The 25239-nt window shown below is 71.8% G+C and carries 23 protein-coding genes; 8 read left to right on the top strand and 15 right to left on the bottom strand.

Annotation, left to right across the window (positions count from 1 at the left end):
* Positions 1-28: 28 nt before the first annotated feature.
* Positions 29-988: a 1-phosphofructokinase family hexose kinase gene (locus tag CK206_RS11625; RefSeq protein ID WP_096906495.1), complete on the bottom strand. Its 960-nt coding sequence runs from the start codon at positions 986-988 to the stop codon at positions 29-31.
* Positions 985-1752, bottom strand: a complete 768-nt coding sequence (locus tag CK206_RS11630) for a DeoR/GlpR family DNA-binding transcription regulator (RefSeq protein ID WP_096906496.1) — start codon at positions 1750-1752, stop codon at positions 985-987. Before CK206_RS11630 ends, CK206_RS11625 begins: the two co-directional genes overlap by 4 nt.
* A 140-nt stretch (positions 1753-1892) precedes the next feature.
* On the opposite strand from CK206_RS11630, the gene CK206_RS11635 reads away from it, so the two are divergent.
* Both CK206_RS11635 and CK206_RS11640 read left to right on the top strand, forming a co-directional pair.
* Positions 1893-3662, top strand: coding sequence for a phosphoenolpyruvate--protein phosphotransferase (locus CK206_RS11635; protein ID WP_096906497.1), 1770 nt, complete (start codon positions 1893-1895; stop codon positions 3660-3662).
* Between the two features lie 95 nt (positions 3663-3757).
* Positions 3758-4513, top strand: a complete 756-nt coding sequence (locus CK206_RS11640; protein ID WP_173674789.1) for a dienelactone hydrolase family protein — start codon at positions 3758-3760, stop codon at positions 4511-4513.
* Between the two features lie 281 nt (positions 4514-4794).
* On the opposite strand, the gene CK206_RS11645 is transcribed toward CK206_RS11640, so the two are convergent.
* The 6 genes from CK206_RS11645 to CK206_RS11670 all read right to left on the bottom strand — a co-directional run bounded on the left by CK206_RS11645 (position 4795) and on the right by CK206_RS11670 (position 10525).
* The gene (locus tag CK206_RS11645; protein WP_096906499.1) at positions 4795-6966 is read right to left on the bottom strand and encodes a bifunctional lysylphosphatidylglycerol flippase/synthetase MprF; all 2172 of its coding nucleotides are present in this window, start codon (positions 6964-6966) and stop codon (positions 4795-4797) included.
* A gap of 84 nt (positions 6967-7050) precedes the next feature.
* Positions 7051-8004, bottom strand: a complete 954-nt coding sequence (locus CK206_RS11650; protein ID WP_371606856.1) for a dihydrodipicolinate synthase family protein — start codon at positions 8002-8004, stop codon at positions 7051-7053.
* Positions 7953-8483 (bottom strand): bifunctional adenosylcobinamide kinase/adenosylcobinamide-phosphate guanylyltransferase, encoded by a 531-nt coding sequence (locus tag CK206_RS11655; RefSeq protein ID WP_096906500.1) that lies wholly within the window; start codon positions 8481-8483, stop codon positions 7953-7955. Before CK206_RS11655 ends, CK206_RS11650 begins: the two co-directional genes overlap by 52 nt.
* Positions 8480-8776 carry a hypothetical protein gene (locus CK206_RS11660; RefSeq protein ID WP_096906501.1) on the bottom strand — a complete coding sequence of 99 codons (297 nt, stop codon included), beginning with the start codon at positions 8774-8776 and terminating at the stop codon, positions 8480-8482. Before CK206_RS11660 ends, CK206_RS11655 begins: the two co-directional genes overlap by 4 nt.
* The gene (locus CK206_RS11665; protein ID WP_096906502.1) at positions 8776-8991 is read right to left on the bottom strand and encodes a hypothetical protein; all 216 of its coding nucleotides are present in this window, start codon (positions 8989-8991) and stop codon (positions 8776-8778) included. The genes CK206_RS11660 and CK206_RS11665 overlap by 1 nt, the downstream gene beginning before the upstream one ends.
* 55 nt (positions 8992-9046) lie before the next feature.
* Entirely contained in the window at positions 9047-10525 is a 1479-nt protein-coding gene (locus CK206_RS11670; protein WP_096906503.1) for a sodium/glutamate symporter, read from the bottom strand.
* Between the two features lie 145 nt (positions 10526-10670).
* On the opposite strand from CK206_RS11670, the gene CK206_RS11675 reads away from it, so the two are divergent.
* From CK206_RS11675 to CK206_RS11690, 4 genes are all read left to right on the top strand, one after another.
* The gene (locus tag CK206_RS11675; protein WP_173674845.1) at positions 10671-11141 is read left to right on the top strand and encodes an SDR family oxidoreductase; all 471 of its coding nucleotides are present in this window, start codon (positions 10671-10673) and stop codon (positions 11139-11141) included.
* Between the two features lie 76 nt (positions 11142-11217).
* A complete protein-coding gene (locus tag CK206_RS11680; RefSeq protein WP_254050564.1) occupies positions 11218-11922 on the top strand; it encodes a potassium channel family protein in 705 nt (234 codons plus the stop codon).
* Positions 11919-13364 (top strand): YdiU family protein, encoded by a 1446-nt coding sequence (locus tag CK206_RS11685; protein WP_096906505.1) that lies wholly within the window; start codon positions 11919-11921, stop codon positions 13362-13364. The genes CK206_RS11680 and CK206_RS11685 overlap by 4 nt, the downstream gene beginning before the upstream one ends.
* A gap of 138 nt (positions 13365-13502) precedes the next feature.
* Complete coding sequence (locus CK206_RS11690) at positions 13503-14279, top strand: hypothetical protein (RefSeq protein ID WP_096906506.1); 777 nt, start codon at positions 13503-13505, stop codon at positions 14277-14279.
* 50 nt (positions 14280-14329) lie between these two features.
* On the opposite strand, the gene CK206_RS11695 is transcribed toward CK206_RS11690, so the two are convergent.
* From CK206_RS11695 to CK206_RS11710, 4 genes are all read right to left on the bottom strand, one after another.
* A complete protein-coding gene (locus CK206_RS11695; RefSeq protein WP_096906507.1) occupies positions 14330-15889 on the bottom strand; it encodes an FAD-dependent oxidoreductase in 1560 nt (519 codons plus the stop codon).
* Positions 15890-15898: 9 nt separating this feature from the next.
* Positions 15899-16888 carry a diiron oxygenase gene (locus CK206_RS11700; protein ID WP_069389843.1) on the bottom strand — a complete coding sequence of 330 codons (990 nt, stop codon included), beginning with the start codon at positions 16886-16888 and terminating at the stop codon, positions 15899-15901.
* Positions 16889-17094: 206 nt separating this feature from the next.
* Positions 17095-17751 carry a TetR/AcrR family transcriptional regulator gene (locus tag CK206_RS11705; protein WP_083249769.1) on the bottom strand — a complete coding sequence of 219 codons (657 nt, stop codon included), beginning with the start codon at positions 17749-17751 and terminating at the stop codon, positions 17095-17097.
* The gene (locus tag CK206_RS11710; RefSeq protein WP_067713037.1) at positions 17748-18785 is read right to left on the bottom strand and encodes an AraC family transcriptional regulator; all 1038 of its coding nucleotides are present in this window, start codon (positions 18783-18785) and stop codon (positions 17748-17750) included. Before CK206_RS11710 ends, CK206_RS11705 begins: the two co-directional genes overlap by 4 nt.
* A 90-nt stretch (positions 18786-18875) precedes the next feature.
* Here CK206_RS11710 and CK206_RS11715 point away from each other — a divergent pair, with 90 nt between their 5' ends.
* Together CK206_RS11715 and CK206_RS11720 are read left to right on the top strand one after the other, a co-directional pair.
* A complete protein-coding gene (locus CK206_RS11715) occupies positions 18876-20462 on the top strand; it encodes an NAD(P)/FAD-dependent oxidoreductase (RefSeq protein WP_132063868.1) in 1587 nt (528 codons plus the stop codon).
* A complete protein-coding gene (locus CK206_RS11720; RefSeq protein WP_083249768.1) occupies positions 20459-21292 on the top strand; it encodes an SDR family NAD(P)-dependent oxidoreductase in 834 nt (277 codons plus the stop codon). Before CK206_RS11715 ends, CK206_RS11720 begins: the two co-directional genes overlap by 4 nt.
* A gap of 19 nt (positions 21293-21311) precedes the next feature.
* On the opposite strand, the gene CK206_RS11725 is transcribed toward CK206_RS11720, so the two are convergent.
* Genes CK206_RS11725 through CK206_RS11735 form a run of 3 tightly spaced genes read right to left on the bottom strand, consistent with a single transcriptional unit; the run spans position 21312 to position 25110 of the window.
* On the bottom strand, positions 21312-22445 hold the full coding sequence (locus tag CK206_RS11725) for an ABC transporter ATP-binding protein (protein WP_096906508.1): 1134 nt from the start codon (positions 22443-22445) through the stop codon (positions 21312-21314).
* Entirely contained in the window at positions 22438-24018 is a 1581-nt protein-coding gene (locus CK206_RS11730) for an iron ABC transporter permease (protein WP_187699948.1), read from the bottom strand. The genes CK206_RS11725 and CK206_RS11730 overlap by 8 nt, the downstream gene beginning before the upstream one ends.
* Positions 24019-24066: 48 nt before the next feature.
* Positions 24067-25110, bottom strand: coding sequence for an ABC transporter substrate-binding protein (locus CK206_RS11735; RefSeq protein ID WP_069389848.1), 1044 nt, complete (start codon positions 25108-25110; stop codon positions 24067-24069).
* Positions 25111-25239 lie beyond the last annotated feature (129 nt).

The following is a 25239-nucleotide window of genomic DNA, read 5'->3' on the forward strand; positions in this document are numbered from 1 at the left end:
CGCGGGTGCGACGCGCTGGTGCGGCGGGTCAGTCGAGCCGCCGCACGGTGGCGCGGAACGTGGTCGGGTCGAGGCCCAGCGGCAGTCCGGTACCGGGCAGCGAGGCGGCGACACTGCCGTGGTTGACCGCCCAGACCAGCCGGTCCCGCGGCGGGAGTCCGCGGGACTCGGCCAGCAGGTAGCCCGCGAGCGCGGAGTCTCCGGCCCCGACCGTGGATCTGACCTGCACGGGTGGGGTGTTCGCGTACCACGCCTCGTCGTCGTCGACCAGGACGGCACCGGCACCGCCCAGGGTGACCAGGGCTGCGCCCACGCCGCGGGCGCGCAACGCCCGCGCGGCGTCCACCACGGGGGTCGTGTCACCGGCGGCGGCGCGACGCTCCAGCTCGGAGCCGTCGACGCCGGCCAGCTGCCCGAGCTCCTCGCCGTTGGGTTTGACCAGGGCGGGCGCCGCGTCGGGCAGGCGTGCCGCGAGGGCGGCCAGTGGTGCGTCGGAGGTGTCGACGGCGAGGCGGGCCCCCGCGGGGCGGAGCGCACCGACCAGGTCCGCGTAGAAGTCGTCCGGTACGCCGCGCGGCAGGGACCCGCACAGCACCACCCACGCCGCGTCACCGGCGAGGGCGGCGACCGTGGAGCGGGCCCGGTCGATCGCGGCGCTGTCGAACTCGGGGCCGGGGGCGTTGATCTTGGTGGTGGTTCCGGCGGGGTCTGCGAGGGTGAGGTTGATCCGCACCGCGCCGTGCGCGGGGACGACGGACGTCGCGACGCCTGCCCCGGCGCACATCGCCACGAACGGGTCGTCCCCCGGGGCCGGGAACACCGCCTGTGCCCGGACCCCCCCGCCGGTGAGGACGCGGGCGACGTTGACGCCCTTCCCGCCCGGGGAGTCGTCGACGGCCGCGATGCGGTTGACCCCGCCCACGGTGAGCGGCGCGGGCAGTTGCGCGGTCCGGTCCACCGACGGGTTCATGGTGAGGGTGACGATCATGGCAGCACGACCTCGATTCCGTGGGTGTCCAGCGCCGAGGCCAGCGGGCCCGGCGGGGGAGCGTCGGTGACCAGGACGTCGACCCCGTCCAGCGGGGCGAACGAGACCAGGAACTCGTGCCCGAACTTGCTCGAGTCCGCGAGTACCACCACCCGGCGGGCCGCCCGGCACATGGCGTTCTTGACCGCCGCCTCGTCCGGGTCCTGTGTGGTGAGTCCGCGCTCGGGGTGGAGCCCGTTCGTGCCCACGAAGGCGACGTCCACCCGGATCGCCTCCAGCGCCCGGAGCACCGACGGACCCACGCACGCCCCCGTGAGGCCGCGGACCGTCCCGCCGAGGACGTGCAGGTCCTCCGACGCCGCGCGGTGCAGGCCGTCGGCGATGGGGACCGAGTTCGTGATGAGGGTGAGGCCGTGGTCGGCGGGCAGCGATTCGGCCAGGCGGTCCGTGGTGGAGCCGGCATCGAGCAGGGCCGCGCCCCCCACGGCCGGGAGCAGCCGCAACGCAGCCCGGCCGATCGCGGACTTCGCGTCCACGTTCTCCGACCGCCGCGCGGCCAGGGTGCGTTCGACGCGGCCACCGGGCACCGCCGGGACCGCCCCGCCGTGGGTGCGTTCGAGGTGCCCCTCGGATTCCAGGAGCGACAGGTCTCGGCGGATCGTCTCGGCACTCACGTCGAGGTCGGCCGCGAGTTCGGCGACGGTCACCCGCCCGGAGGCGGCCAGCGCCTCCGTGATGTGTCGCCGTCGTTCGCTCCCGTACATGGGCTCCGACCTCTCCGCTGTGGTGACCGATTGTGTTGGATTCTGCCCGATACGGTTGGAAAGTCAAGCTGATTTAGTTATTCTCGTCACATAACCGATCGATGAGCCGGACGAGGGCGTCCGGTCCGCTAGGAGTTCCCATGACGCAGCAGTCGAAGTCCGGGACGGTCATCCGCGGCACCGGCGTGGTCGCCGGACTGGCCTACGGGCCCGCCCGGTGGGTCGTCAGGCAGGATGTCCTCGACCCGGGGGCCGCGGGCGCGGCGGTCGACCCGGGGGCCGCGGGCGCGGCGGGAACCGGGACGGCGACGGGAGCCGAGGCAGCGGGTGCGCCGGACGAGGCGCAGGTCGAGAAGGGCCGCGAACGCTTCGTCGCAGCGGCCCGGACCGTGGCCGACCGACTGGATCAACGGGCCGCCCTCGCCACCGGCGTCAGTGCAGAGGTCCTGTCCGCCAACGCCGTCCTCGCCCGGGACCGTGGCTGGGCCAAGGCGGTGGTCAAGGAACTGAAGAAGGGCGTGGCGGTCGAGGCCGCGGCGGTGGCGGCCACGGAGACCTTCGCCGCGATGTTCGCGCGTGTCGGCGGTCGGCAGGCCGAACGCATCACCGACCTCCGCGACATCTGTGCGCGCGTCGTGGCCGAGCTGCGCGGCCTGCCCGAACCGGGCGTCCCCGACTTCGGCGCGCCGGGCGTGCTCATGGCCGACGACCTCGCCCCGGCGGACACCGCCGGGCTCGACCCGGCCATGGTGCTGGCGATCGTCTGCGAGCACGGCGGGCCCACCTCACACACGGCGATCATCGCCCGGCAGCTCGGTATCCCGTGCATGGTCGCCGCCGGGGGACTCGCCGCGATCGCCGACGGCGCCGACGTGCTGGTGGACGCCGCCGCGGGCACGGTCACCGTCGATCCCGAGGAGGGCCCGGCCCGAGCGGCGGCCGAGGCGGACCGGCGCGCCCGGGCCGCCGCCGCAGACTGGAGCGGCCCCGCCGTCCTGGCCGACGGGCACGCCGTGCGCCTGCTGGCCAACGTCCAGGACGGTGAGGGGGCCGAGAACGCGGCGTCGGGCCCGGCCGGCGGGATCGGCCTGTTCCGCACCGAGCTGGCGTTCCTCGACCGGGCCGCCGAACCGACCCACGACGAGCAGGTCGACCTCTACGCCCGGGTCCTGGCCGCATTCCCGGACGGCCGGGTCGTCACGAGGACCCTCGATGCGGGCTCGGACAAACCGCTGGCGTTCGCGGGCATGACCGAGGAGGACAACCCCGCTCTGGGCGTCCGCGGCATCCGCGTGGACCTCATCGACCCCGGGCTGCTGGACCGGCAACTCGACGCCCTCGCCGCGGCCGGCCGCCGGGTGGGCGGGGCGCAGTCCTCACCGTGGGTCATGGCCCCCATGGTCGCCACCGTCGACGAGGCCCGCGACTTCGCCGACCGGTGCCGTCGGCGCGGCCTGACGCCCGGGATCATGGTCGAGGTGCCGTCGGTCGCGGTGGCCGTCGACAGGTTCCTCCCGCACGTGGACTTCCTGTCGATCGGCACCAACGACCTCACGCAATACGTCATGGCCGCCGACCGGATGTCGTCCGACCTGGCAGCCCTCACCGACCCCTGGCAACCCGCCGTGCTCCGGCTCATCCGGGCGGTTGCCGAGGCCGCGGGCCGATCGCCGGACGGTCGCACGATCCCGGTCGGGGTGTGCGGTGAGGCGGCGGCGGACCCCAACCTGGCGTGCGTCCTGCTGGGGCTCGGAGTCAGCTCGCTCTCCGTCGCCACCGCCGCGCTGCCGTTCGTCGGAGCCGCCCTGGCGGGGGCCACCCTCGAGCAGTGCCGGGAGCTCGCGGCCCTGGCGTTGGACAGTGACACGGCGCTCGAGGCCAGGGACGCTGTGCTGGCCGCCCGGAGCTGACCGTCCCGCTCGGTGCGACCGTCCCGCTCTGCGCGACCGGGCTGTGGTGCCCGGATCGCGGAGGTACCGTCGGTGACGACGGAAGGGATTCGACTGTGGACCTGACCATCGACACGGCGGACGGCACCGCGGAGGCGTTCGTCTCGCGGCCCGAGACCGCCGAGCACGACGTGCCGGGCGTGCTGCTGTTCCCGGACATCTTCGGTCTGAGGCCGCAGATACGCACGATGATGGATCGCATCGCGAGCTGGGGTTACGTCGTCCTCGCGCCGAACGTCTTCTACCGCTCCGGCACCGTCGACGACCTGGCCCCGACCGTCGATCTACGCGAACCGGGCGAGCGGGACGGCTACATCGCGAAGGTATTCCCTCTGAGGGGGGGACTCACCTCGGACCTGTCGCGACCCGACACCGCCGCCTACCTGGACGCGCTGCTGACGCTGCCCGGGGTCACCGGCGACGTGGGGGTCATCGGCTACTGCATGGGAGCGCGACTCGCGTTGCGCGCGGGCGGGGACCACCCGGACCGCGTCGCCACCGTCGGGGGATTCCACGGCGGCGGGCTGGCGACGGACGAGAGCGACAGCCCCCACCTGAGTCTCGCGACCACCCGGGCCGCCGTCCTCCTGCGTCACGCTGACGACGACCCGTCGATGCCGCGGGAAGGGATGGACGTCATCGCGTCCCTGGCCCGGGAATCCGGTGTGCCCCTGGACCAGGACGTTTACCCAGGTGCCCCACACGGGTACTCGATGGCGGACACGTCGATGTACGACGAGACCGCCGCGGAACGGCACCTCGAGGACCTGCGCGAGCATCTGGCACGGCGCCTCGCGCGCCACGGCGAATGAGCTGAGCCCGGACGGAGACCCCCGGCCCACCGCGGCCCTCACGGCCCCTCGGTTACTCCCGCCCGTCACGATGAACTCTCGCCTGCCCGCCGGGGCACGCGAGACGCCAGGCGCGGGAGCGGCTGCGTGGTGGGCGGTCAGGCGGGGGAGCGAGACGCCAGGCACGGGAGCGGATGCAGGGCGGGCCGGTGGGCGAGGCGCCAGGCTCGGGAGCGAGACGCCAGGCGCGGGAGCGGCTGCCGGGAGGTCCGGGGCGAAGCGGTGCGTCCCGCCCGGGGACGTCAGACGTCGACGGTCTCCGAGGGGCCCGAGCGGGCCAGGGCCGCGAGCTGGCGGGTCGTCGCTCCCGGCAGGTACGCCCGGCCGATCGCCACACCGATCCGCGGCAGGTCCGCCTCGTCGCGGAAACACAGGTAGACGGGCTCGATCCTCGGATTGAACTTCGACTTGAACTGGTGGAGCGACCGGAACCCGTAGTAGGGCTCGAGTGCCTGACCCAGCAGATCGAGTCCGCGGTCGAGGACGGCCACCTCGTCGTCGTCGCCACTTCGCGCTAACGGCGCACCGGACAACGAGACGTAGTCGGCGCCCTCGTCCTTGAATTCCAGCGCGGAGCGGGCGATGAGGAACTCGACCATGTTGTTCGCGCCGGGGCCGTTGCGCTTGCGCATGAGATCCAGGGTCCAGCCGCGTACGCCACCGTCGGGCTCGCCGCGGTAGACCGGCAGCCAGGACAGCGCCGCCTGGACCACCCCGCCGGAGTCCACGGCCAGCGCGATGCGGACGTCGTCGTCGAGCGCCTCCTCGACCGTGCCGAGCGTGAAGCCCATCTCCGGCAGTTCCTTGTCTCCGACCCACTGCTCGGAGATCTCCCGCACCTGCGCCAGCACCGCCGCGGGTTGCTCGCGCAGTAGCCCCGAGACGTAGGTGGTGCCGCTCTTGTCCGCCTTGTTCATCGCGGACCGGATCTTCTGCCACTTCTTGCCCGCGAAGGCCAGGTCGGGAAGATCCATGATGGTGTCCTCGGCGATCTGCAGCGCCCGCCACCCGTGCGCGCGCATCCGGTCGGCCGTCTCCCCGGATACCGAGAACAGGCACGGGACGGCGGCCTGCGCCTCGGCGAAGTCGACGAACGAACTAAGGAGCACGTCGCGATCGGCGGGGTCGGCGACCGGGTCGGCCAGCGCGATGATGGTGCCGACGTGCATCCGGTACCCCACGACGCCCGCCGAGTCGGGTCCCGCGGTGCTGGTGCCCGCGCCGAAGAAGTAGTTCATCGGCTGCCACGTGATCATCCACGACATCGTGCTGCCGCCGTGGCGCCGGATGAGCTCACGGACGCGCTCCACCACGTCGTCGGAGTGCACGCGCGACCCGGTCACCCGTCGCCGCACCCGCACGCCGAACGCGCCCCGGCCCACCACCAGCAACACGGCCTCGCCCGCCCAGAGCAGACCGGTACCGAGGGTGACGGCGCCGAGGGATTCGAAGTCCGCGGCGACGACCAGGACCGTGACGACGAGGGTGACCACCGCGGTGACCAGGGCATAGGCGAGGGCCACGCCCCACGCTGCCCGGTAGCCACGGCGCAGCAGCTCCGCCGTGGCCGCGGCGATGAGGACGGACAGGAGCATGCCGACCAGGTTCACGTCCTCGGCCTCGGTGGGTCCGAGGGGGCCGTCGGAGGGCAGGAAGTACACCACCACGTGGACCGCGGCGATGAACCACATGCCCGCCGACACCACGAGCCGGGTCTCCCGTCGCGTCCGCGGCCGCAGGCCGTGTTCGGTGCCGGAGAAGAACCGCTCGCCGACGGCGAGGAACACCACGAACGCGACGAGGTGGGTGAGGTCGGCCAGGCTCCCGACGAACAGGAACGACACGATCACATAGCCGTAGAGCAGCGCCCGCGCGCGCAGTCGCCAGGGCGAGACAAGGGTGGCCGTGGCGGCGGCGAGCACGGCGATCACCGCGGTCGAGCAGCCGACGTCCAGCACCACCGACAGCTCCGTGGCCCACTCCCAGCCCACCGCGTCGCCGGGGACGATCACGGCGACCGCCCCGAGCACGCCGATGAGCTGCCCGCCGGCCGCGGTCAGCGCAGTCCGCACCGGGCCCAGGCGCCACTCGCCCATCCCGATGCCCGCCGCCACCAGCACCAGCAGGGACACGTGCTGCAGCGGGGTGAGCCCGAGCCAGGGCCCGGTCACGAGTGTCCACCAGCGGCCGCCCTCCAGCGCGGGCACGCCGTAGGCGACGTCGGGGAACCAGGTGGCGTCGCGGGCGCTGCGCCACAGGGCCTCGAACACCACCCCGGTGACGAGCAGCGCGGCGACGATCACCGCCGTGACGGGGAGCCGTCGCGCCGCCGTGGCGACCGCGCGGGCGGCGACGGTCACGGGTGAGGGCGCGGCGGGCTCGTCGGACTTCTCTGTCAGCTGGTCGGTGCTCACGGGGTCCTCCGGGGGCGGCGCACGGCGAGGGGCCGGGGTGGGGGCGGATGGTCCAAGTATGGAGCCGTCGGCATGAGTGTGCGGTTATTTCCCCAGCGAAAGGGCTGTGACCACCGTCTCTACGGACGTCCGGTCGGCACCGGTGAGCCCGAGCACGGGCCGGGGCAGACAGTTCTCCGCGGCCAGCCCGAGGATCTCGGCGACGGCCGCGACCACCCGCAGGCTGCCGTGCGCGGAGAAGAGTTCCCAGAGCGGCGCCAGCCCGGCGGACTCGGCCAGCGCCTCCTCGGCCCGACCGGACAGCGCCGCCCGCGCGATCGCCAGGGCCGGGCCCGGGACGGTGCCGGCCAGCACCGAGTACCAGCTGTCGCAGCCCGCGAGCAGTGCCGCCGCGGCCGAGGGGTCGCCGGAGACCCCCAGGCCCACACGCTCGGGCACCGCGGAGCGCAGTCGGGCGAGGTGCTCACGCGCCGCTGAGGGCTCCGCCGGCGGCGGCGGGATCTTGATCGAGGCCACCTGCGGGAGTTCGACCAGTCGCAGGTAGAGCTCGGGCGTGAATCCGAAACGGGTGGTGCCGGGGTTGTCGTAGACCACCAGTGGCACGGAGAGTTCACCGGCGACGTCCGTGTACAGGCCCATCACGTCGTCGTCGGTGAGCGGCTGGTAGCTCATGGGCGCGAGCATCACCGCCGAGGCGCCGGCCGCCTGCGCGTCGTGGGCGAGGGCCTGCGCGTGGGAGGTCCGCAGGGCACTGATCCCGACGATCACCGGAACCCCCGCCGCGTGTCGGACGGTCGCCTCGGCGACCCGGCGCCGCTCCTCGCGGTCGAGGTAGGCATACGAACCGGTGGAACCGAGCGCACCGATCGAGTCGACGCCCGCGCGTACCAGTCGCTCGATGATCGCCGCATAGGCGCTCTCGTCGACCCGGTCATCGCTCATAGGTGTGAGCGGGAAGGCGCTCAGGCCGGTCGTCACGTGCCCGGTCACAGCGTGAGGACCCGCCCGCACACCACCAGGTGCACCTCGTCGCAGCACTCGGCGACGAACTGGTTGAGCGCGCCCAGCAGGTCCCGGAACACGGCGCCCGAGCGGTACGGGGGCACGACCCCGGATCCGACCTCGTTGGTCACCAGCACCACGTCGTCGCGGGCGGTGAGGGCGGCGCAGAGGGCGTCGGTGCGTTCGTCGACGGCGGCGCGCGCCTCGTCGGCGGGGGCGTCCCACAGTCCCAGGTCGTCGACGGTGGCGGTGAGCCAGGTGCCCAGGCAGTCGATGAGGACCGGGCCGGGGGCGTGACGCAGCGCGGAGGCCACGTCGGGGGATTCCAGGGTGCGCCACCCCGCGGGCCGGTGTGCCCGATGGTGGTCGACGCGTGCTGCCCAGTCGGGGTCGTCGAGCTCGTCGGCGGGGCGACCCGGCGCGACGAACGTCACCGTGTCGGTGCCGCCGAGCAGTCGCACCGCGTGCCGGGACTTGCCGGAGCGGACGCCGCCGGTCACCAGGACGCGCGTCATCCCCGCCGCCCCCGGCCGCCGGCGAGGGCCGGGCCGGAGAACAGGGCCAGTCCCACGACGAAGCCGAAGTCATACCAGTTTCCGTTGTTGTTCACCTCGTAGATCGTTACGGTGTCGGTGAACAGGGAGATGACGAAGGTGACGGGGAGGATGATCCCGTGCCACAGGCCGAGGAGGAACCCCGCGCCGGTGGGGGCGACGTCGACGTTGGGTCCGGCCGCGCACGCGCCGAGGGTGAGGACGACGACGAGGAGGACACCGGCGGCCAGCCCGGCCCGTGACCGGGTGTTCACTACCGCCGCCCGCGGGTGAAGTAGAGGAGCGGCCCGATGAAGTTGATCGCGATGATCGCGGCCCACTTGCCCTTGGAGCCCCGCACCTTCGCCGCGGGCCGGGAGGCGAGGTCCGCCCACCCGGTCGCAGCGAGTGACACCTGCACCGAGATGAGCGTGAGCAGGACCGTCTTCTGCGTGTCGGTCAGGTCGTTCCAGCGCTTCTTCGTGGCCACGGCGCACCTCCCGGATCGGATTTTTCTTATCCTAGGCGCTGCCCGGCCGCCGCGGTCAGCTCGCGGTGGCGGTGTCGGATTCGTCCTCCGGTTTCCCGGCCTTCTTCCACTCGGCCCGATCCTTCATCTCCCTGGGACGGAAGTAGAGCAGTCCGGACAGGACGGCGACGAGGAAGACGACCAGCATGGTGAGGAACAGCGGCCAGACGCCGGTGAGGAAGATGATCGGCACGGCCATCGCTGTGACGAGTCCGCCGCCGAAGAACGGTTCGAAGACGAGTTGCTTGTACCCGAACGCCTCGAACGCGGGGCTCTGGGCATCGGGGTCGACGATGCGCATGAGGATGAGGCCGGTGGCGGTGACGCCCATCGACTGGCCGAAGTCTCCGATGCCGCGCTCGAACCAGTAGCGGCCGATGATGCGCGGTGCCAGCCAGAGGAAGATCCCGACGTTGAACAGGATGCCGGCCACGGCGAGGATCGTGAAGGCGCCGATGTTCTCGCCGATCGCCTGCAGGGACAGGGTGCCGATGGCGGCGACGATGAGGAAGTCGAGCGCCCACCCCTGGATCCGCAGCATGATCTGCGGGTCGATCACGTGTGCCACGCCCAGCTTGGTGGCGATGACCTGGACGACGACGCCGCCGAGCAGGGCGATGGGGAACAGTGGCACGTAGGCGAAGATCTCCAGCGGGGTGTTCTCGTCGAGCATGACCGACGCGTAGGTGGCCTGCTCGATCCAACGCAGCCCCTCGAGGATTCCCAGACCGATGAGGATCGCCAGGGTCACCAGCGCGACGTGGAGGGACAGCGGCTCCACCGACGACGGGCGGGAGGTCATCTTGCCCGCCGAGTAGTACTCATCCTCGCGGAAGAGGCCCTTCTGCTCGCTGATGGACATCTTGGCGCTGCCGCTGATGAGTTCGGTCCTTCCGGTGCGGGCGCCCCAGTTGATCAGACCGATGCCGAGCACGATGCCACCGACGATGCCCACCGTGGCCATGCCGACGGCGAGGTCGGCCCCCACCGTGAACCCGAGTTCCTCGAACACGCCCCGCATGCCGGCCGCGGTTCCGTGCCCGCCCTCGAAGCCGATCTCGATGAGGGCGCCCGTCATGGGCGAGGCGCCGAGCAGGGGTACGAGGATCAGGGCGGCCAGCAACAGTCCGACGACGTACTGCCCGGAGCCCAGGGCCACGCCGAGGGAGAGCTGCGGACCGACGAGCTTGACGGCCCGGGAGGGGCGCGGCAGGTCCTGGCCGAGGAACATCGTGGCGAAGATGACGCTGATGAGCAGGCCCGGGAGGGAGGACCACACCTCCACCATCGGTTCGGTGAAGAGCCCGTTCTCGCCCCACGGTCCGTTGAACCTGCCCAGGACCTCCGGCCCGAGCAGGAGGAGCAGTGCACCACCGACGATGGAGCTGGGGAGGAACAGGGACTGCACGATCCCGACCTTGACGCGGATGATCTTCCCGATCAACAACGCCAGTCCGAGGATGAGAAGGGCGAATCCCACAGCATTTGCGGACATTGGGTGACCTCGGTTCCGGATGTGCGGCTTGCGGTGTCCTCCCGAACCTATCCGCCGGGCGCGCGAACAGGCCCCGATCCGCCCACTTCTCGGGACAGTCGCGCCCATCTTCAGTGGCAGACCGTGGCGAGGACTGGCGTTCGGCATCGCGGCACAACTCGACGGCGAGGTCACGTTCGTCACGGGGGTCGCCCGCGGGCAGGGCAGGACGCACGCCGTCCGCCTGGCCGCCCCGGAGGACCTGGACGAGACCCGCCGGTTGGTCGAGGCCCAGGGGCGACGCGCGCTACTGTCCGTCGGGGACGTCCGCGACCTCGAGGGCATGAGGAAGATCGTCGACGACGCAGTGGTGGAACTCGGCCCGAAGAAGGTCCGGGTCAACAGCATCCACCCCGGCGGCGTGGCCACCCCGATGGGCGGAGGAGACATGGTGAGCACGTTGGAGGCGGTCGGCGAGTCGAACCCCCCGCTCAACCTCATGGGCACGACGTTCCTCGAGCAGACGTGGGCGGAGCCGGAGGAGATCTCGAACGTCGTCGCGTTCCTGGCCTCCGACGAGTCGACGTTCATCACCGCCGAGCACATCAGCATCGAAGGCGGGTCGCAGTACTTCTGACGGCGGGTTGCAGTACTTCTGAGGCCACCATGCGTGTCCGAGGCCACCGCGCCGCGCCCGGGGGGATCATCGACGGGTGACGGAGACGCGGTGGAAGGAGCTGGCGGAGTGGCCCCTGATCGGTGCGGCTCTGGCGTTCCTGGTCGCCTACGCGGTGATGGTGGTCGGACAACCCGTGGGTCCGGTGGGAGTGGTCACCCGGATCGTGATGGCGGGGACCTGGGTTCTGTTCGCCGTGGACTTCGTGGTCAGGTTGGCGTTGGCGGAGCGGCGCGGACCGTGGTTGCTCAGGCACTGGTACGACCTCGCGGTCATCGCTCTGCCGGTCCTGCGACCGCTGCGACTGCTCCGGCTGGTGACCCTGCTCGGGGGGATGAGGCGGTCGGCGGGCACGGTGGTGCGTGGTCAGGCGATCACCTACGCCGCGGGGTGGACGGCGGTCCTGCTCGTAGTGTCCTCGCTCGCGGTGTTGAACGCGGAACGTGGGGCACCGGGGGCGTCGATCCAGACATGGGGTGAGTCCCTGTGGTGGGCGACCGTGACGGTGACGTCCGTGGGGTACGGCGACTACTCGCCGGTGACCCCGGTGGGACGCACGATCGCGGTGGGGCTCATGTTCGGCGGGATCGCCCTGCTGGGCGTGGTCACGGCGACGCTCGCCTCGTGGCTCCTGGAGAGGATCGCCGATCGCGATGGTGCGGGAGAGGACCGGGCCGGACCCGGCGAGCCCGGTCCACGCGCCGACCCGCCCGGCGGCTCGTCCGTATCGTCGGGGCCATGACCACGGACACCGCACGCCCCCTCACTCTCGGAACCCGGTACGCGAGCGAGTTCCCGGAACTGGGCGTGCCGTGGAAGGCCGCGGAGGCGTCCGGGCCGCGGCTACTCGTGCTCAACGACGCGCTGGTCGACGAGCTCGGCCTGGACGCCGACTACCTGCGTGGCGAGGAGGGCGTGCGGGTGCTGACGGGCACTCACGTGCCGGACGGGGCCACGCCGGTCGCCCAGGCCTATGCCGGCCACCAGTTCGGCGGGTACTCGCCCCGGCTCGGCGACGGGCGGGCCCTGCTGATGGGGGAGCTGCCCGATGGCCGTGACCTGCACCTCAAGGGTTCGGGGCGCACCCCGTTCGCCCGCGGTGGCGACGGTCTGGCCGCGGTCGGCCCCATGCTCCGCGAGTACGTCATCAGCGAGGCGATGCACGCGCTCGGCGTCCCCACCACCCGCTCGCTCGCCGTGGTGGCCACCGGGAACACCGTGTACCGCGAGTCGCCGCTGCCGGGCGCGGTGCTGGCCCGCGTCGCCGCGAGCCACCTGAGGGTGGGGACGTTCCAGTTCGCGCGATCGGTCGACGACGACGAGCTGCTGCGTCGGCTGGCCGACCACGCCATCGCCCGGCATCACCCGCACGCCGCCGACGCGGAGAACCCGTACCTGGAGCTGTTCGCGTCCGTGCTCCGCGGCCAGGCGGAGCTCGTGGCCCGCTGGATGCTCCTCGGGTTCATCCACGGCGTCATGAACACGGACAACACCACCATCTCGGGCGAGACCATCGACTACGGGCCGTGCGCCTTCATGGATGAGTTCGACCCGGCCACGGTCTTCAGCTCCATCGACACCGGTGGCCGCTACGCCTACGCCAACCAGCCGCCGGTTCTGCAGTGGAACCTCGCCCGGTTCGCCGAGACCCTCGTCCCGCTGGTCGACCCGGACCAGGACGAGGCGGTCCGGCTCCTCACCGAGGTGCTGGGCACGTTCCCGGAGCACTACCAGCGGGCGTGGACGGCCGGGATGCGCGCCAAGATCGGCCTGCCGGACGAGGTCGGGGACACCGAGGCGACCGACCTCATCGACGAGCTGTCCCGGCTGCTCAGCGCGACGCGGGCCGACTACACCGGCTTCTTCCGCGCGCTCGGGGCGGCCGCGGACGGGGACGACGAGCCGGTGCGCGAGCTGGTCGGGGCGCTCGCGGAGGGCTGGCTGGCGACCTGGCGGGCCCTCGGACCGGACCGGGGATCGATGGACCGGGTCAATCCGGTCTACATCCCGCGCAACCATCTCGTCGAGGACGCCCTCGACGCGGCGACGGCAGGGGACATGGGTCCGCTGTCCGAACTCCTCGTCGTCGTCACCGACCCCTACACCCGGCGCGCCGGTTACGAGCGCTACGAACGTCCCGCCCCTCCCGAGGCCGCGCCTCACGTCACCTACTGCGGTACCTGACCGACTCGCCCAGCAGTACGCGCGTATTGATACGAAACATTTATCTTCCGTGGGTGCTGTTTGTCAGCCGTTCGTATGACAATGAGGTTGTCACATCAATCTTACGGCCGGGCCGTGAGACGGGCGGGAGGCCTCCACATGCGACTACTCATCGCGGACAGCGACGGCGGGTACCGCCAGCCCTCGGCCATCCTCGGCCGGTTCGTCGACGACCTCGCCGGATGGACAGGTGCCCGGGAGGCCGTTCGGGTGCAGTGGCCGGCGCCCGGGTCGGGTCGGCTCCGGCGGTCGCACACCTGGGAATCGGCGTCCGCGGCCGGGGTGGCCGACCTCAACCGCCTCGTCCATCTCCACCCGTCCGACGACCTCGTGCTCATCGGGGCGTGCTGCGGCACCCGGGTGATCCACGACTGGATGGACGCCCGCCCGGAGGATCTCGACCGGGTCGCCGCCGTGGGGTTGGTCGCCGACCCGTTCCGGCCGCGCGACCGCTGGCTCGCCGGCACGCCCGATCCGCGCGGGCAGGGCGTGGCGGGACCGCGCCGCGGACCGATCCCCGAGCGCACCCACTGGGTGTCCGTGCCGGGCGATCCGCTGAGCGGCGTGCAACCGTCGAACCTGCTCCGCGGCGCCGTGAGGGACTCGGACCTGACGCCCGTCCAGGTCTACGACGAGCTGATCGAGAACCTCCCCGACTCCCGCACCCGGGTAGCCCTGCGTCTGCACGTCGTGGAGCATCCCGGACGGTGGTCGCCTCATCTGCTCCGTCAGCTCGACGACGTCACCGACACCCTGCTGACCTATCGCGACGCGGGGTACGCCGCTCTGTACGAAGCCGACGTCGACGGTGCCACCCCGCTGGCGCGGCTCGCGAGGGTCATCGCGGATCAGGTCGCGTCCGATCAGGCCGCCTGAGCGGGTCGGTACACCCAGACGGTTCGGTACAGCCAGACGGTTCGGTACGGCTAGACGGTCGCCGGGACCGGACGGCGGCTCCGGAGCAACTCCTCGAACCGCGCGGCCGGGCCCGGAGTGGGTAGGCGACCCTCGTTCGCGTCGGCGAGCAGAGAGTTGACCGTCTCGCGCGCACACGTCTTGTTGGAGCCGATGAACCCGCGCGGACCCCGCTTGATCCACCCGACCACGTAGAGCCCGGGCACCTCGCGGCCGTCGGCGGCGTCGAGGACGCGGCCCTCGCGGCTGGGGATGGTCGCGGACGCGGGGTCGAACGGCACCCCGGGCACCGCCACGCCGCGGTAGCCCACCGAGCCCAGGACCAGGCCCGCCGCGAGGGTCTCCTCGGAGCCCGGGCGGGGCACGGCGCGCACCCGGCCGTCGGGGTCGGTGACCGGTTCCGTGCGCACGACCCGCAGGCCCTCGGTCCGCGCGGTGCCCACGACCTCCACGGGCGCGGTCGCGAAACGCAGGATGATCCGGCGACGAGGGGTCGTCTCCGCGGTCCCGCGGCTCGGCCGGTCGGCGATCCGGGCAAGGAGTTCCAGCTTCAGGCGGCCCTGTCTGGTGGTCGCGGCGTCCGGGTCGATGCCGTCGGGGGCGTCGACGCGCAGGTCGATGTCCTCACGTGCGTCGAGTCCGACCAGCTCGGGCAGGGTGAACGCCGCGTGCTCGGGGCCGCGACGGCCGAGAACCACGACCTCGCGGACCCGGCTTCCCCGCAGCGCCTCGAGGGAATGGCGGGCGATGGAGGTGCCCGCGAGCCGCTCCGGGTCGGTGGCCAGGATCCGGGCGACGTCCAGTGCCACGTTGCCGTTGCCGACGATCACCGCCCGCTCGTGATCCAGCGGGACGTCGGCGTCGGCGTGGTCGGGATGGTCGTTGTACCACCCGACGACCCGCGTGGCCGACGTGCTCCCCGGCAGGTCGACCCCCGGGATGTCCAGGGGGCGGTCCGTGCCGGCCCCGGTCGCGTACACCACCGCATGGTGGTGGGCCGCCAACTCCTCGGCGGTGATGTCCTCGCCGACGTGCACGCCGAGCCGGTAGCCGAACCCGGGCTGCTCCTCGATCGCGGTGAACAGGTCCGCGACCGCGCGGGTGCTGGTGTGGTCGGGCGCCACCCCGTGCCGGGCGAGCCCGTGGGGGACGGGGAGCCGATCGAACACCGTCACCTCCACGCCGGGCTGGCGGAGGAGGTCGTCGGCCGCGTACAGCGCGGCGGGGCCGGCTCCCACGACCGCGACCCGCAGGGTTGTCCGGGTGGGACCGAGGCGGACGATCGTGGGGACGCGGGCCTGGGGCCTTCTCGGCCGGTCGTCCCCGGTCAGTGCCTCGTTGATCCCGAGGAAGTCCTGCTGCTCGGGGGCCAGCGCGGTGTGCGGGACGATCGCCCCGACCGGGCACGCCCCCACGCACGCCCCGCAGTCCACGCAGGACACCGGGTCGATGTAGAGCATCTCGGCGGTGGCGAAGTCCGGCTCGTCGGGGGTCGGGTGGATGCAGTTGACCGGGCAGGCGTGGACGCATGAGGCGTCCGCGCAGCAGGCCTGTGTGACGACGTGGGGCATGTCGGCGGCCTAGTCGCGGAACGCCACGGGCGGCTCGCCGCGGTACCGGGAGGGGCGCCCGTCGATCTTCAGGGCCTTCCACACCCGCCGCGCGGCCGGGTTCATCAGGCCCGAGTCCTCGGCGAGCTTGCGGACGTCGCCGAAGAGGTCCGACAGGAACCGCTGCGACTCGGGGCTGTCCCAGTACAGCTCGCGGACGACCTCGTCCGGGATGTCGAACGTCTCGCGGAACTCCTTGGTGGGCTTGAGGATCGCGTCGCACAGCACCCGCATGATCACGGGGAAGGCCAGCGACACGAGGAACGACTCGTTGCGCGACATCCGCGGGGCGTTGCGGGCCACGTAGGTGTGCGCGAACGAGATGTGCCGGGCCTCCTCGGCCACGTGGATCTCCATGATCCGGGACAGGACCGGCGGCAGGGTGTCCGAGTTGCGCAGGACCTGCTTCTGGGTGTGGTCGATGGGTTCCTCACCGGCCAGGACGCCGATGAAGAACGCCACCGGGAACGGGCCCGCGGCGAGCGGGATGATCGGGGACAGCCGCCGGATCCACCGCGCCATGCCGGGCACGTCGGCGCCGATGCGGTTCACGCCCTGCTGGAACATCTGGGTGTGGTGGCATTCCTCGGTGGCCTCGTGGGTGAGGTACCGGAACTCCGCGGCGCCGTTCTGGCTCTTGAAGACGTACTGCATGATCCCGCGGATGAGGATGTTCTCGAACTGCAGGCCGACCTTCATGATGTTGGCCTGACGCCACAGGCCGATCGCGATCTGCTTCTCCCGGGGCAGCCCCAGGTACCACGGGTGGCCGCCGAGCGGGTCGATCCCGGCGGGCAGGATCCAGCGCTCGTCGGTGGGGTCCACCGCGAAGTCCGGGTCGTCCCACGGGATGTCCTTGAAGGCGTCGAAGCTGCGGTGGACCGAGGCGTGCGACAGGCGCCGGAGCGTGTCCTCGTACTCCTCGGTGGTGGCCGACGGGGAGGGGGCGACAGCGGTCATGGCTCATCCTTCCGGTTCCCGACTCGTGGATCGGGAGCGTGGACTGCAGATCGACGGTGACAGAGTGACATCCGCGATCTATTTGTACCTGACGCTAGACACGCAGAGGCGATTCGTCAACCATTCATGAGGTTCGGTTCAGATCTGCGCGGCGGGGATCCTCGCGGCGAGACTCTGCGCGGCGGGGCTCTGCACGGCGGTGCGGGTCAGCCCTCGGCGAGTCCACCGCCGAGCAGCGGGCCCAGGTGGGTGCGTGCGAACGCCCGGGAGACCTCGGGGTCGTCCAGATCGATGGCGGTCGACGGCGTGAGGACGAACGAGATGACGAGGCGAACCGTGAGCTCGGCCCCGACGAGCAGTTCCTCGTAGGGGCGGGAGTCGGGGACGGTCCGCGAGATCTCGGCGGCCAGGAAGTGTGCGGCGGCGGTGATGAGCGGCGCCCCCTGCACCGTGAAGTGCGGGACGGTCGCCTCCGGCTCGGTCTCCAGCAGGCGGTTGAGCAGGTCGTGGTCGCGGAGCGTCTCGACGGTGAACGCGAAGCCCTCGGTGAGCTTGTCCTCCACCGTGGCGTGGGCGTCGATCTCCCGCTGCAGGTCGGCGAGGAACCAGGCGGCTTCGCGCAGCAGCGTCGCCTCGACCAGTTCCTGCTTGTTGGCGAAGCGCCGGTACAGCGTCATCCGCGCCAGCCCGGCCCGCCGGGTGATGTCGTTCATCGTGCACCGGGCGATCCCCACGCTCTCGAACTGTGCGGACGCCGCGTCGAGGATCTGCTCCCGGATGGGGTCGTCCATCGAGGTGCCGTCCGGGAGGCTTCGCCCGGAACGCAACATCGCCAACGGGTCGGACGCGGGGGTGTCGCTCATGTGCGCGATTGTCCCACTCCGGGCGGGGTCGTGTGCCCGTGCCTGAACTCGCGTGCGGTCATCCCCCACCAGCGCCTCGCGTACTGGCTGAACGTCGTGGCGTCGCCGAGGGCCAGCGCCGAGGCGATCTGGGCCAGCGGGATCTCCGTCGTGGTGAGCAGGCGCACTGCGATGTCGCGGCGGACCTCGTCCCGCAGGGTCGCGAAACTCGTGCCCTCCCCGGCCAGCCCGCGTTGCAGCGTGCGTGGGGAGACCGAGAGCAATCTTGCGACCCGGGGCAGCGACGAGGTGCCGGTGTCGAGGGACTGGTGCAGGACCGCGCGCGTCCGTTCGGTCATGCTCCGCCGGTCCTCGGGGATGTGCTGATCCAGGTACCGCAGGGCGAGCTGCTGGACCGCCTCGTCGCCGCCGGAGATGGTGCGGCCCAAGAGGGCGGACGGTACGCGCAGTACCGCGGCCGGGGAGGACGGCGTGACCGGCGCGCCGAAGAGCGATTCGTACCGCGCGGCGTCGGTGTTGAGCGGGTTGGGCAGGTCGACGGACACCAGGCCGTAGTCCCCGCCGAGCACACTGCGCATGGCGCGGTGAAGGAAGAGCAGGACGAGATCCACCGTCTGCGGCGGGATGAGCTGCCCGGGGTCCCGGTAGCCGAACCGCACCCCCAGGATGTCGGCCTCGTCGCGCGGATCGGGCACCACGGTGATCTCGATCGAGCGGGAGTGGAAGAACAGGTACTTGGAGGTCACCTCGAGCGCCTGCGTGGTGGTCCGGGCGTTCTTCACGGCCACGGCGACCGGGCCGAGCATGTCGAGATCCTGGTGCCCGGCGACGCGCAGTCCCAGGTCGGGGCACCGGAGCTCCGCGGCAGCGGTCTCCAGCAGGAGGGCGATCGACAGGTCCTCCACCAGGATCTCGTCACTGTCGAGCGCGCCGGCGGGGAGCCCGGACCGGCGGGCCAGGTCGTCGGGGTCGCCGCCGAGTTCGGTGACCACCTGCCGGACCCCGCGCAGGCCGGCCGATCGGATGAACGCCATGGGACCACCCTGCGGCACTTGGCGCGATCGAGCAACTTATTGGCGCATTCCGGCAAGCCTGCGGTGCCGTCAGCGGATACCGTACCGGTCATGATCAATTCCACCGAGCGTCCGGACGGCCCGGGCGCAGCGCCCGGAGACCCGCTGGACCTGCTGATCGTCGGGGCGGGCCTGTCCGGCATCGACCTGGCCCACCACGTGCACGAGGCGTTCCCCGACTGGCGATGGGAGATGCACGACGCCCATGACGACCTGGGGGGCACGTGGCACACGTTCCGCTACCCCGGCATCCGCTCGGACTCGGACATGGCGACCTTCGGGTTCCCGTTCCGGCCCTGGCCACACGCCTCGACCCTCGGCAGCGGCGCGGAGATCAAGGAGTACCTCCGCGACACGGCCCGCGAGGCCGGCGCGCTGGACCGCCTGCACCTGCGCTCGTGGGTCGCCGACGCGGACTGGCGCAGTGATCACCAGCTCTACCGGATCACCTGCGTCACCGATGACGGCGAACGCATCGTGTGGGCGCGGCGCGTGCACTTCGGCTCCGGCTACTACTCGCACGCCGAGGGGTTCCGCCCCGAGTTCCCCGGCGAGGCGGATTTCCGCGGCGAGATCATCCACCCCCAGCAGTGGCCCGCTGACCTCGACTACACCGGCCGGAAGTTCGTGGTGATCGGGTCGGGCGCGACGGCCGTGACGCTGGTGCCGGCGCTCGCCGAGCTGGGCGCGGACGTGACCATGCTCCAGCGCACCCCCAGCTATGTCGGCCCGCTGCCGGAGAAGGACCTCATCAGCGCGGTGTGGCGCCGACTGCTGCCCGCTCCGTGGAGCTACCGGGCGGCGCGCCTCAACCACGGTGCGCGGGACACGGCCCAGTTCGTCATCGCACAGCGGCTGCCCTGGCTGTTCAAGGCGGGGCTGCGGCTCATGCAGAGGCGCTACATCTCGACCGAGCAGATCGACGAGCACTTCACCCCGCCGTACCGGCCGTGGGACCAGCGCGTATGCAAGGCTCCCGACGGCGACATCTTCCGTGCGATCCGGCGTGGTGGCGCACGGGTGGTGACCGGGCACATCGACCGGTTCACGCCCGCCGGGATCCGCCTGCGGTCGGGCGAGGAGATCGAGGCCGACGTCATCATCTCCGCGACCGGCCTGCGGCTCGAGGCGTTCGGCGGCGGCACGCTGAGTATCGACGGCGAGGCGCTGGACGTCCCGAGGTTGGCGACCTACCGCGGCATGATGCTGGCGGGCGTGCCCAACTTCAGCTTCACGGTCGGCTACATCAACTCGTCCTGGACACTGCGCGCGGACCTGGTCTCCCGGTACATGGTCAAGCTGTGGAAGGCGGGCGAGTCGGTGTACGCGCCGCGCCTTCCTGCCGGGCCGGCCGACCAGCTCCTGCTGGACTTCGACGCCGGGTACATCCAGCGCGACGGCCACAAGTTCCCCAAGCAGGGCACGACCCGGCCGTGGCGTTACGTCCAGAACTTCCTGGTGGAGATCCCCGAGCTGGCCTTCGGCGACCAGCGCCGCGAGATGGCGTTCGGGGACCGCGTGGAGCTCACCGGCGCCCGCCGTGGACCCGGGACCGCCGGCGTCGGCCCCGACGGTGGGCAGGTCGAGGACGCACGGGATCACGAAGACGACTACGACGACGAGGTGGCCACCGCATGAGCCGATTGCTCCCACGGAAGAGTGCCGAACGGTCCGGGCGGACGGTCGCCGACGGTGGTGGCAGGCGGGTGTTCATCACCGGTGCCGCGTCGGGGTTGGGGTTGGCGCTGGCCAGGGAGTACCTGGCACTCGGGGACGAGGTGATCCTCACGGACGTCCACGCCCAGCCCCCGCCCGCCGTGCAGGAACTGGTGGGGCGGTGGACGTACCGCCGGGTCGACGTCACCTCGGATGACGACTGGCGGGCCGCCGCGGAGGAGATCGAGTCGCTGGACATCCTCGTCAACAACGCGGGGATCGCGATCGGCGGTGCGCTCGGCTCCACCTCGATGGAGGCGTGGCAGCGGATCGTGGACATCAACCTGCTCGGGGTGGTGCGCGGCTGCCGGGCGCTCGCCCCCAAGCTGGGTCGGGGTGGCCGCCTGGTCATCACCGCCTCCGCCGCCGGGCTCGTGCATGCACCCCAGATGGGCGCCTACAACGCGACCAAGGCCGCGGCGGTGGCGTTGGGGGAGACCCTGGACGCCGAGCTGCGGCCCCGCGGGGTGTCGACGTCGGTGATCTGCCCGCAGTTCTTCCGGTCCGGGTTGGCGGACTCCCTGTCCGGTGAGGACGCGCGGGCGGACGAGATGGCACGCAAGCTGCTGTCGCGGACGCGGTTGACATCGGAGATCATCGCGCGGCGATCGGTGCGTGGCATCGAGGCCCGGCGAGTGGTGATCACGCCCGACGCCCTGGCGACGTTCTTCTGGTACTCCAAGCGCTTCACCCGCGTGCCCTTCCTGGGCTCGACGCGCCTCATCGGCAGAGTCGTGGCGCGCGGCCGCTGACCTGGCCCGGGTCCGCGTGTCAGTCGCGGGGGTAGACGAACCCGCGACGTACGTCGATCCCCACGGCCTCGCCCACCCGCGTCGGCACGGCGGTGCCCGTCGGCACGAGGACCCGCAGCTCGATGTCCTCGTGCCGACAGATGACGGTCCGACCGCTACGGCCGTACAGCGAGGTGACGAACTCCGCGCCGATCCGGTCGGGCCCGGCCCCGACCCCCGGACCGGCCCCGACCCCCGGCCCGAATTCTGATCCGGCCGCGGTCTCGACCCCGGCGCCGGGAGTGCTCAGGGCGAGCCCTGCCGGCAGGAGGGCGAGCGTCGCCGGGCCCGTCACGGACCCGGCCGGGCCGGTCAGCGCCTCGGGGCGGAGGGTCATCCCGCCGGAGTCGGACCGGAACCCGTCACCGGAGACGGTCCCGTCGACGAGTGTGGCATCGTGCAGGAAGCCCGCGACGAACGCACTGTTCGGCGCGGCGTCGAGCTGGTCGGGCACGTCGCACTGCACCAGCCGGCCCCGGTGGAGAACGGCCACCTCGTCCCCGATCGCCAGTGCCTCACCGCGATCGTGGGTGACGTGGACCATCGTGAGGTCGTGCTCGGCGGCCAGCCGGCGGAGCATGAGTCGGAGGGACGCGCGGAGGGGTTCGTCGAGTGCGGACAGGGCCTCGTCGAGGAGCAGCACCCCCGGCCGCGCGACGATCGCCCGGGCGAGCGAGACCCGCTGCCGCTGGCCGCCGGACAGGGTGTCGGGGCGACGACGGGCGAAGTCGCCCAGTTCGACGGTCTCGAGTGCCTCCGCGACGAGTCGACGCCGCCGGGCGGCCGGGACCTTCGCACGCCGCAGGGGGTAGGCGACGTTGTCCTCCACGCTGAGGTGCGGCCACACGGCGTGGTGCTGGAAGACCATACCGAGACCCCGTTCCTCGGGCGGGAGGTGGATGCCGTCACCGACCAGGGTCCTGTCGCCGACCCGGATCGTTCCCGCGGAGGGGCGTTCGAATCCGGCGATGGCGCGCAGGAAGGTGGACTTGCCGGACCCGGACGGCCCCACGAGCGCGAGGATCCGGCCGGAGTCCACCCGCACGTCTAGGTTGTCGAGGGCGACGGTCTCGCCGAAGCGGACGCCGACGCCGTGGGCGACGAGTTCAGGCACGGATACTCCTGGGTGCGGATTCGGACCCGGTGGCGGGTCGGCTGTAGCGGGCGCCGAAGGCGGCCAGGACCAGCAGGCCCACCACCATGAGGACCACGGACAGGGCGGAGGAGGCGTTGTAGTCCCCCGCCCGCTGGTACTGGAAGATCACCACGCCGAGGGTCTGGGTGCCGGGCGCGACGAGCAGGACCGAGAGCGTGAGTTCGCGGACCGCCGTCACCGCGACCATGATCATGCCGATCCCGACCGACGGCAACGCCAGGCGCACGCTGGTGTCGAGGCGGGAGCGCAGCGCCTTCGCCCCGCCGATCCGCGCGGCCTCCTCCATCGACGAGTGGATCCCCGCGAGCGGTCCGCGGACGGTCTGGACGACGATCGCCGTGAACGCCGTGACGTACGCGCCGAGGATGACCCAGCGGGTGTTGAACAGCCCGGTGTAGCGGCCGAGGATGAGCCACCCGGTGGCGATCACGAGGCCCGGCACGGCCTGCGGGAGCAGCACCGACAGGAGCATCGGCTCCCGGTCACGACCGGCCAACCGCGTGGTGAACAGCGCGACGAGCAGGCCGAGGACGCCACAGACCACGGCGGCGCCGAGGGCGAGCACCACGGAGTTGGTCACGCCGTCGATGGTGGTCGAGGCGGTGAGCGCGCGGCGGAAGTTGTCCAGGGTCGCGGTCTCGAGGGTGAGCGGGACCCCCGGGGCGGGCAGGAGCGCCCGGACGGCCAGCCCGACGAGCGGGGCGAGGGTCACCACGACGCTGACGACCCACGCGATCACCCCGAGCGGGACGCGCGCACGGCCGAGGGCCTGGGGGTCGGCGGGACGTCCGGTGCCGCCGAACTCCACGGACCCCTTGGTGACCTGCCGGTCCAGCAGCGTGCCCAGGACGCCGAGCAGGAGCAGCACCACCCCGATCTGGGAGACGGTCTGCAGCGGTGAGGCCACGGAACCCGACTCGAGGAACCGGTAGACCATGGTGGAGAGCGTCTCGTACCCGGCCGGGAGGCCGACGATGACGGGGATGCCGAAGTCGCCGATCCCGCTGACGAAGGTCAGGGTGAACGCCGCTGCCATGGCCGGGCGGATCAGCGGCAGCGTGATGTCGACCTGCGTCCGCGACGGCCGGGCACCGGAGAGGCGGCTCGCCTCCTCCAGTTCGGCGGGGATCCTGCGCAGCGCCGCGGCCACCACGAAGTAGGCCATCGGGTAGGCGTGCAGGGTGAGGAGGAAGACCACCCCGGGCCCGCCGTAGAAGTTCCACGGGGAGAATCCCAGCACCCGGTCCACCAGGCCGCCGTCGGTGAGCAGGCCGCTCCACGCGATGGCGCCGATGAACGGCGGGATGAACAGCGGGGTGAGCAGCAACAGTCGGAGCGCGCCGCGACCGGGCAGGTCGGTGCGGTCGAGCAGGAACGCCATCAGCGTGCCGATGATGACCGCCCCGATCGCCGAGAGCAGTGAGCTGACGAGACTGTTGGCGGTGGCGCGGAGCAGGCCCTGGTCGATGAGTTCAGGGAGGTGGTTCGCCCCCAGCCCCAGGGAGATGACCAGGGCCAGGGGCAGCACCATGACGCCCGCGAGGGACGCCCACAGTGCCAGCCGGAGGGGGAGCGTCACCTACCGGACGGCGGCGTTGAAGGCGGCCACGGCCTCGTCCTGGGAGGCGGCGATCGCCTCGAGGTCCTGGTCGAACAGCGTGATGTCGGTGAGCGCCGGGGCGCCCTCGGGGGTTCCGGCGTCGTCGCGGACGGGCAGGTAGTTCTGCTCGACCGCGATCTGCTGGCCCTTCTGGGACACGATGAAGTCGAGGAAGAGCTTGGCGGCCTCGGGGTTCGGGGCGTCGGCGAAGACCGCGCCGGGCTGGGTGATGTAGGGGACGCCCTCGCTCGGGTAGCTCACGGCGATGGGCGAGCCCTGCGCGGCGAGATCGCGGACCAGGTAGTCCACCACGATGCCGACGGGCTTGGATCCCTCGGCGACGGCCTGGGAGACGGGGCCGTTCGACTCGGCGACCTGCGGGTTGTTGGCGCCGAGCCGGTTGATCCACTCCTCGCCGAGGTCGGGCTGCAGGCTCCACGCCGCTGCGTTGAAGGCGGCCGCACCGGAGACGTCCGGGTTGGGCAGGATGATCCGGTCGAGGTACTCCGGTTCGGCCAGCTCGGCCCAGGACGTGGGCGGGTCCGTGACGTCGCCTGTGTTGTAGGCGATCACGGTGGGGATGATGCGGGTGCCGACGTAGAACCCGTCCGGGTCGACGGCGACATCCTCGATGGCGTCGGCCTCGCTCGGCTCGAACTCCTGGAAGAGGTCCTGGTCCTTGTACTGCTCGAACGTCGGGACGTCGGCCGCGAGCAGGATGTCGGCGGCCACCGCGCCGGTGCTCCGCTCCGCCTCGATGCGGGCCTTGAGGTCGCCGGTGCCCGCACGGAAGACCTTCACCTCGATGTCCGGCTGCTCCTCGTTGAACGCGGAGATGATCTCGTCGATCTTGGCCTGGGGTTCCGAGGTGTACAGGGTGACCTCCCCGGACGCGGCCGCGGAGTCGGACGTCGCGCCGGAGCCCGTGGTGGCGGGCTCGGAACAGCCCGCCAATCCGAGGGCGCCGGCCGCGAACACCGCGACCGACGCCAGAACCGCCCGGCGACCAACAGACCTCGACACAGCGACCACTCCCAATCTAGGACCTTCGAATCGATATCCCATCCTGGCACCCGCATCGGTCGGGCTAGGGCTATCGGGGTGAATCCACGGTGAATTGGGAGCGGACGACCGACCGGATGCGTTCCGCTG

This window comes from Dietzia sp. WMMA184, assembly GCF_002441635.1.
Lineage (GTDB): Bacteria > Actinomycetota > Actinomycetes > Mycobacteriales > Mycobacteriaceae > Dietzia > Dietzia kunjamensis.